Raw genomic sequence first — 7,613 nt, 5'->3', positions numbered from 1 at the left:
TGATACGATCGCCGCGGTGCTGCCGATCGACCGGCGCGACAAGCTCGCCGAGATCCTCACCAACCAGGACGTCGAGACGCTGCGCCACCTGGTCAACGAGGGCATGGGCGACAACACGCTGCGGGCGCTCGCGTCAGACCTCGGCTACCTCGAGGCCTGGAGCCGCGCCGCGACCGGCAGCCCCCTGCCCTGGCCGGCGCCCGAGGCGCTGCTGCTAAAATTCGTGGCACAGCATCTGTGGGATCCGGAGAAGCGGGCGGCCGATCCCGATCACGGCATGCCTGATGACGTCGACCAGGCACTGAGAGATGGCGGTTTTCTGCGAACGGGACCGCACGCACCGGCGACCGTCGGACGACGGCTCGCCAACTGGTCGACGCTGACCAAATGGCGCGGCCTCGACGGCGCCTTCACCTCGCCGGCCCTCCGATCGGCGCTTCGCCTTGCCGCACGCGCCGTGCCGCGGCAACGCCGTCGCAAGAGCGCCAAGGCGATCACCAGCGACGTGCTGGCGAAGCTACTGGCGACCTGTGGCGATCACAGCCCGCGCGATCTCCGCGATCGCGCGATCCTGATGGCCGCCTTTGCCTCGGGCGGTCGCCGCCGCAGCGAGATCGCCGGATTACGTGTTGAGCAGCTCACTGTTGAGCCGCCGATCGAGGTGGCCGACGGCCCTCCCCTCCCCTCCCTCGCCATTCATCTTGGCCGCACCAAGAATTCCGGCGTCAACCAGGATGAAGTGGTCTATCTCACCGGCCGGCCGGTGGACGCCCTCAATGCATGGCTGGACGCCGCGAGGATCGACAGCGGCAGCGTGTTTCGGGCGATCGATCGCTGGGGCAATGTTTCGCGCCGCGCGCTCGATCCGAAGGCGGTCAACGATATCGTCAAGCAGCGGGTGGCGATGGCCGGGCTCAAGCCGGGGGAGTTTTCGGCGCACGGGCTGCGATCGGGGTACCTCACGGAGGCTGCGAACCGAGGCATTCCCCTACCCGAAGCGATGGAGCAGTCGCGGCATCGATCGGTCCAGCAGGCGTCGAGCTACTATAACAGTGCGGTACGGCGAAGTGGCAAGGCCGCCCGGATGCTCTGAAGACCGCGCTGGACGAAATTGAAGAGGATGGCGGATAGGGTATTCATCGGAGGGCTTGATTCGGATCCTCCACGTAGCGTAGCCCCTCCTCACACTCGAAACGTGCCGTCCAGGACGGCAAATGGCCTCCTCAAACTTGCAACGGCTTGGACTGGCGGACCAAAGGCCCGTCGCTGAGAAGGTTGCCATCCTCGTCGGACCCAACGGCTCCGGCAAAAGCCGCTTTCTTCGCGAACTCGCCATCCAGATCCGTGGTGATCGGGATCTGGCAATCATTTCCAACACCGCCCATGATCGCTTTTCCGGCTTGCGTGGGTTGAAACGCATATCGGCCGGCAGAGGCAGCAGGTCTCCAAAGAGCATCGTTAAGCGCGCGATCGGAAGGACCATCGACCAACCGGACTCACGATTTTACCAGATCGGCGCGATCCTTGAATACTGCGGCTATCGGCCACGGTTTGGGTTTCTCGTCGATTCAGACCCGTACACGGCATATCTAGACCCCGCAGATTTTCTGTTGGATCCAAACGACTACGACGCCGTCGTCGCATTTTTGCGCCGGCACAACCCGAAGGAAATTCTCTGGATTGACCAAGGGGAATCGGCGTTGTCGTTTTCACTGGGTTGAGAATTCGGAGCTATCCTGCGCAGCGAGGATAGCCTTCGACGGCTCGGACGCCTTCGTGGAATCCAGGTCTTTCTCGAAAGGCACGACGGCGAAGTCATTGAGCTACTGAATGCCAGTTCGGGTGAACTGGCATTGATCTCCTCCCTCGTGTTCTTGATCAGCTCCATCGGCCAGGATCCGGTGATCCTCATTGACGAGCCCGAGAACAGCCTTCATCCCCGCTGGCAGCGGGAGTACCTCGAGAAAATCGTCGCTGCAGTCTTTTACCGCAACGCCACGATCGTCGTCGCAACCCACGCACCTTTGATGGTCGTTGGTGCTCTTGGTGCATTGCCCGATATTGTCTCTGTGTTTCAAATTCAAAATGGCGAACCGTCCACACTGGATCTGAAGGAGGCCAAGGACTCTGTAGCGAACGTGGAAGGTGTCCTTTGGCGAGCTTTTGATGTGATCACACCAGCCAGCCACTTCGTGAGTGAGGAGATGGTAGGTGTCGTTACACGAGTAGAACGCGGTGAAATGACCCGCGACAACGCAGTCGCGTTTGTTAGCGACATGGCGCTCAAGAGTTTCGACGAAAAACAGCGGAAGTTTTTCAAAGCGGTTGAAGACTTGATCGAGCAGGTCGATGCACAGCGGCGCGGGGACAACAAGAGCGATGGTTGACCGCTATTGCCGGCGCTTGACGATTTTCAGCTGAGTGTTGAGGAAGCTGCGGCGGTCGGGAAGGCCTTGGAAACAGAGAAGCCCTGGGACTGGAAGTCCGAGGACCAGAACGAACTGCAGGCGCTCAAAAGCGCGAAGGACAAGATCCTCGCCTATCACCTCGCGCGCCATGGCGGAAATTGCTGTTATTGCCGCCTGAACCTAAATGGTGCGGGCCCGTACATGACCGATCGCGAGCACATCCTTCCCAAGGGAAAGCCGGTCTACAAACCATTCAGCTATGCGATCTGGAATCTCGCGGCCGCATGCAAGCGGTGCAACATGCAGTTCAAGCGTAGCGGAGACGGCTTTGTCCTAGACGCGGACGATTCAACCAAGTTTCAAGACAGCAATAACTATCGCTTTGTGCACCCAAATTTCGACGCCTACAGCGAGCACCTGATACGGCTCGAAGCGCAGGTTGACACCAAGAACATCGTTGTGTTCGTGAAGAAGGCCGGGAGTGAGAAGGCAATCTACACCCATGACTTCTTCGCCTTGCATGAACTGCAGGTCGATAGTTTCGACAAAGCGCAGGGTCTTGAAGGGGAAACCCCCGAGACGGACCTTGCTGCCAAGGTTCGTAGACTTGCCAAGCAATTCGATCAGTAGCGGAATTTGGGTTGCATGGACCGCTTCACGTGGCTGGCTTTTCGCGGAAGTACGTGATCCGCGAAGAAAACTCTCTTTCCAGAATCACGTTCGAAAAACGATTGTTTTTCAGTTGTTTAAGGCTGTGGTCAGCTGACCACTAAAAAAGATGCCCTCGGCGCCCTGTGCCCTGAGGGGCACGGCTGTGAGGCTGACTTCTTCAGGAAGCACCATCACCGCCCCCCATGCCGATGTCATCGCTGAAGGCGAAAGGGGCGCCATCGTCGCCTGGCAAGGGCAGATGGATCTACGAAACCTTTCAACAGCGGCGCCCTATTGGAGCGGCGCAGCCATCCCTGAACTCGGCCAAGAGGTCGCGGACAGCCGCATGCGTTCCACCGCCGATCTCCGGCCAGATCGCACCGCCGGGTGCGCCGTCGAGCCCTTCCCGGCGCCGTGGTCCTCTCAATCCGCTGCTTCCAATTGGGCGCGCCGCCCCCTGTTCTCAACACAGCACACGCGTCCCACAGCCCCAACCCAGAGAGCTGGAACGACCCTGCCCCCATAACAAACGTTCATTTTCAGCTGCTTAGGACTGTGGTCAGCTGACCACCAAGAAAATTGCCCAGATGTTTTCTTGGCCGCTCCACCCGCATCTAATTTTCGAGTTCGGGCTCATTGAAACCTACCCAGCTTGCAAACTCCCCTGCCCGTTGGCCCTCAACAACGCCATTATCATAGGACCAAGCGAAAACTCTCCTCGTTCCGTGCGCCTTGTCAGATCCCGCAGATAGCCGCCAGCCGAGTTGATGAAGTTTGCGCGCTCCAGGATGCAAGCGACAGCCGCGGCCGCATTTTCCGGCCCCATGGCATCGCAGGCTTCCTGATAGGCCGAGGGGCTCACCTTCAGCATCGATCGAACGACCACGGCCGCTGACATCAAGTCTCGCCAGTTTCCGATTGCGCCACCCGGCCCGTAGTCCGATATCGTCGGGCATGCCTTCAACACCACACCCAACGGGAACGCCTTAAGCGGCTCGCTCTTCGGCCGGCGGATTTCGCTCAGCTTTGCCCCCTGCTCTTTTCGAGAGCTAGGTTCAAGTTCACGGATGGATTCGGGATTTGAATTCTGTATGTGCTGCTCATTGTGAGCATCATTGGTGCTATTATTTTCGGAATTTTCGTGAAATTCCAGCCGATTGACTATCTCCTCGCGCAGCATCTCCATTTCTTCAAGGATCGTCGTTACATCGGCGAGCGTCGGAGCGCGCGGGATTCTGCCCACAAGCGCTACATAGATGTCCTCGATCGCTTTCCAGTCGCCTTCGGCGCCTTCCTCCATCGCGGCCGTAATTAGCTTGCGGACATCGCGTCGGCAGATCGTCAGGCTCTCCTTGGCCTTCCTGAACGCCGCTCTGTTGGCCATCACCTGCTGCGCCTTCATCGCCAACTCTTCGGACCGTGCCAAGAGCGGCGACAGATCGAAACCGAAGGCGCTCTCGATGCGTCCCTCGCCGTCCTTACGGGCGTAGCGCTTTCCATTGGCGCTATCCTTGCGGACGATTAGGCCTGCTTCCACCAAGATGGCGATATGTCTGCGCAAAGTCGCGCCCGCCATCGCATGCGCTCGTAAAGCAAGCTGAGCATTCGAGGGGAAGACAATCAGTTGGGCGTCTTGGCGCAACTCATTCTCAGGATAAAAGCTCAAAAGCGCGTCAAGAACCGCGAGGCTATTGGACTGAATCCCGAGTAGTTCCATGGCGGCGGAGGCGTCTCTGAAGACTTTCCACTTATCCGCTGCCTTGCCTTGTTTGATATCGGCCGAAGCCGACTGGCGCCGCACGAGCGCAAGCGTCATCGGCCGCCGCCCGAATGGCGTCGTCACACTTCCTGTCTGCATCGTCTTTCACCTTTCAGCAGGCAAAAGAAATCAGCTCACCAAAACGGCGCCAAAGACTCTTGACGAAGATTCGAGGAAATGCGATTCTGTTCGTGCTAAAGAGACAGAAGGGCTTCCACGACGGCAACGTTGAGGGGGCTCTTTTCTTTTGCGGGTTAGTCTCCCTGTTTCTGTGGATGCTTTGCACGGTGTGCCTGATAAAGCGCCGGCAAATGTTCGAGTACGAAGGCGGCAAAGTCTGGCGTGGCTTTCCTGTCGATCGTAATCTCCAGCTTGCTCTTGCTCTGTGTCACCTGCGCAAGTCTGTCGCCATCGGGGGTTGACATGACGTCCGGAAGCCCGCGCGCGATGCGACGCGGCTTGAGATGGCCTATCAGCGCCTTGAAGCGGTCTGCCGATGGCAGCGTCTGCACCTCTGCTGAGGCCGCAAATTTGATCGCGTCCGACGGCGAAGCTGCCTTCTCGACCAGTTCTGCCAGTTGTTGCCAGCTGGGTCGTCCAACTCCTGGAGCGGCCCCAATGGCATCGATCAGTTCGGAGGGGAGGGCGTCGACAAGAAGGAGCATCTTCGACAGATTGCTTTTATCGATCGACATTGCGGCAATGACGATCTCTCGCGAGAACTGCTTATTCAGTCGATGCGCGAAGCGCGCCTTTTCGATGAAGGTGAGATCCTCACGCTCATTGTTCTCCTGGCCCTGCGCGACGACGAGTTGCTCGTCCGTCAGGTCACGAACGATTGCCTTTACAGGAAGGCCAAGATCTAGAACCGCGCGCAGTCGGCGGTGGCCAAAGGCCACCTGATATCGGCCTGGCTGGTCGGGATGAGGTCTCACCAGGATCGGGACCTGCTGCCCTTGCTCGCGGATTGAATCAAGGAGTCCGTCGATGTCCCCCTGCATGCGATCCCGCACAAAGGAGGGCTCGATGGACGAAGCGTCCAGTTCCACCACGGCGTGGCCCTCAGCAAGCCGCCGCTCAATCTCCTCCGCGCGGCCAAGTCGATCGTTCTGCTCGCGTAGCGCGTTGCCAATGTTTGCGGTCAGCTTCGTTGACGGGTCGCGCTCTTTTCTCACCACCCCGAGAAGCGGCATGGAGCGGCTCTTTGCCGTCCGGCTCTCTGCTGCGGGCGTTTCGGGTGCGTCTGTCGAGACCCCGAGGATGTGCTTGCGGCTCATGTCGGTCTACCCCATGCTTTTTTAATCAGGCCTTCGATTTCGTCGTTGACCGCGTTCATGGCTTCCAAGGCTCGATCATAGGTCGAGCGCGTGAACTGGCTGCGCTCGACTTCGAAAAGGGTCTGGTTGGTTAGGCCGGCGTCCGAAACCGCCGTCGTCTTAAGCATCGGGAAATTGAGAACATTTTCACCAAAGATCGACCGAAGATAACCTACCATCTGGTTTTGCGGTCCATCGCTTGGTTCGAAACGCGTTATCAGGTAGCGCATCCAATTGAACTTGAACTCGGCCCCGGCGTTCTCAATTTCGCGTAGCAGGTTCGATGTCATGGCTAGGAACTGGTTCATGGACATCACGTCCAGCATCTGCGGATGCACAGTGACCAAGATGGAGGTTGCCGCCGTCAATGCCGACAGCGTGAGATAGCCTAGCTGGGGAGGGCAATCGATAACGACAACGTCATAGTTATCCGCGATGTCTTCAATGACTTGACTGATCCGACCGTAGAAGAGCGTATCGCCTTCCTTTCGCTTCATCAGCGCACGCGGCGTGTCGTGCTCGAATTCCATCAGTTCGAGATTACCGGGGATGAGGTGGAGATCGGGAATATAGGTCCCTCGGACCACTTGCTCGACCGGTACCTGCTCCTCATCGTACCTGATGGCGCCGTAAAGAGTTTCGTTCGGACCTACGTCTGTTTCTGGCTGACTACCGAAGAGGGCGGAAAGGCTTGCCTGAGGATCGAGATCGATTGCCAGAATCCGGTACCCACGCATGGCTAGATACTGTGCGAGATGCGCGGCGGTGGTCGTCTTGCCCGACCCGCCTTTAAAATTCATCACTGAAATAACCTGAAGCTGCTCGCCGTCTCGGCGATGCGGCAGGTAGCGTCTGTTCCCGCGGCCGACCTGGTCCATATGCTTGCGGATTGCATGGATGTCTTCGATCGAGAAAGTCCGCCGACCACCTGGGCTCATGGTCAAGTTCAGCTCTGGCATTTCCGAAGCAGTCTGCCTTAAATAAGACTCACCGACGCCAAGCAGCTTGGACGCCTCCGATGGCGCAAATGTTCGAATGCCCTTCTCGGAGGTCGGAGGGAAGACCTTGAGATGATGTGCTTGAAGTTGGCTGGAGAGGGCGTCTGCATGACGCTCCATCAAGGCGGTCAACCCTTCAAATACGGGCGCTGTTTTCGCGGCGGTCTTCGCCATCTCAAAACCCATTTCTTGCCAGTGGCGATATTTTTCGCGAAACTTCAAAAGTTCCGCCACTGGCAATAAGCGTCGATTCTGAATTTTGAGCAAGAGCTTTTTGGTTAACGAAAGATTAACGCTCAAGAAAGAACGCGTCCAACGCAACCAATTTTTAGCTGTAGAAACACCGTCTTAGCAAGCGCGTCACTCCCGCGGGTTCATGGTCTGTTTTACTGTGAATCCTACAACCGGCCCAACCGAATTGTTGCGGGAACAAGACTGCTTTTGCGGAAATGGGGACGGTTGCGCCGCGACTCACTCCAAC

7 protein-coding genes are annotated in these 7,613 nt (G+C 58.1%); 4 read left to right on the top strand and 3 right to left on the bottom strand.

Going from position 1 to position 7,613, the window contains the following annotated elements; translation table 11 throughout:
• The 4 genes from FAA86_RS21025 to FAA86_RS21015 all read left to right on the top strand — a co-directional run.
• On the top strand, nucleotides 1–1,093 hold a 1,093-nt coding region (locus FAA86_RS21025), incomplete at its 5' end, for a site-specific integrase (RefSeq protein WP_136542954.1).
• A 121-nt stretch (nucleotides 1,094–1,214) separates the two neighbouring features.
• Nucleotides 1,215–1,721, top strand: a complete 507-nt coding sequence (locus FAA86_RS25010) for an ATP-binding protein (RefSeq protein ID WP_246035152.1) — start codon at nucleotides 1,215–1,217, stop codon at nucleotides 1,719–1,721.
• 12 nt (nucleotides 1,722–1,733) lie between these two features.
• On the top strand, nucleotides 1,734–2,387 hold the full coding sequence (locus FAA86_RS25005) for an AAA family ATPase (RefSeq protein WP_342774146.1): 654 nt from the start codon (nucleotides 1,734–1,736) through the stop codon (nucleotides 2,385–2,387).
• A gap of 6 nt (nucleotides 2,388–2,393) precedes the next feature.
• Complete coding sequence (locus FAA86_RS21015; protein ID WP_205910049.1) at nucleotides 2,394–3,038, top strand: HNH endonuclease; 645 nt, start codon at nucleotides 2,394–2,396, stop codon at nucleotides 3,036–3,038.
• A 664-nt stretch (nucleotides 3,039–3,702) separates the two neighbouring features.
• Here the strand turns inward: FAA86_RS21015 and repC are convergent.
• The 3 genes from repC to repA all read right to left on the bottom strand — a co-directional run bounded on the left by repC (nucleotide 3,703) and on the right by repA (nucleotide 7,306).
• On the bottom strand, nucleotides 3,703–4,917 hold the full coding sequence (gene repC, locus FAA86_RS21010; protein ID WP_136542953.1) for a plasmid replication protein RepC: 1,215 nt from the start codon (nucleotides 4,915–4,917) through the stop codon (nucleotides 3,703–3,705).
• Nucleotides 4,918–5,072: 155 nt separating this feature from the next.
• Nucleotides 5,073–6,095, bottom strand: a complete 1,023-nt coding sequence (repB, locus tag FAA86_RS21005; protein WP_064334703.1) for a plasmid partitioning protein RepB — start codon at nucleotides 6,093–6,095, stop codon at nucleotides 5,073–5,075.
• Nucleotides 6,092–7,306: a plasmid partitioning protein RepA gene (gene repA, locus FAA86_RS21000; RefSeq protein ID WP_064334742.1), complete on the bottom strand. Its 1,215-nt coding sequence runs from the start codon at nucleotides 7,304–7,306 to the stop codon at nucleotides 6,092–6,094. Before repA ends, repB begins: the two co-directional genes overlap by 4 nt.
• Nucleotides 7,307–7,613 lie beyond the last annotated feature (307 nt).

The organism is Rhizobium rosettiformans W3 (assembly GCF_004912135.1).
GTDB classification, from domain to species: Bacteria; Pseudomonadota; Alphaproteobacteria; order Rhizobiales; family Rhizobiaceae; genus Allorhizobium; species Allorhizobium rosettiformans.
The sequence above is the reverse complement of the archived record's forward strand: the minus strand, read 5'-3'. Positions and strand labels throughout refer to the sequence as shown.

Bases quoted from the DNA above. Each gene is read 5' to 3' on its own strand.
- FAA86_RS25010 (WP_246035152.1), top strand. From the start codon at position 1,215: ATGGCCTCCTCAAACTTGCAACGGCTTGGACTGGCGGACCAAAGGCCC.
- repC (WP_136542953.1), bottom strand. From the start codon at position 4,917: ATGCAGACAGGAAGTGTGACGACGCCATTCGGGCGGCGGCCGATGACG.
- repB (WP_064334703.1), bottom strand. From the start codon at position 6,095: ATGAGCCGCAAGCACATCCTCGGGGTCTCGACAGACGCACCCGAAACG.
- repA (WP_064334742.1), bottom strand. From the start codon at position 7,306: ATGGCGAAGACCGCCGCGAAAACAGCGCCCGTATTTGAAGGGTTGACC.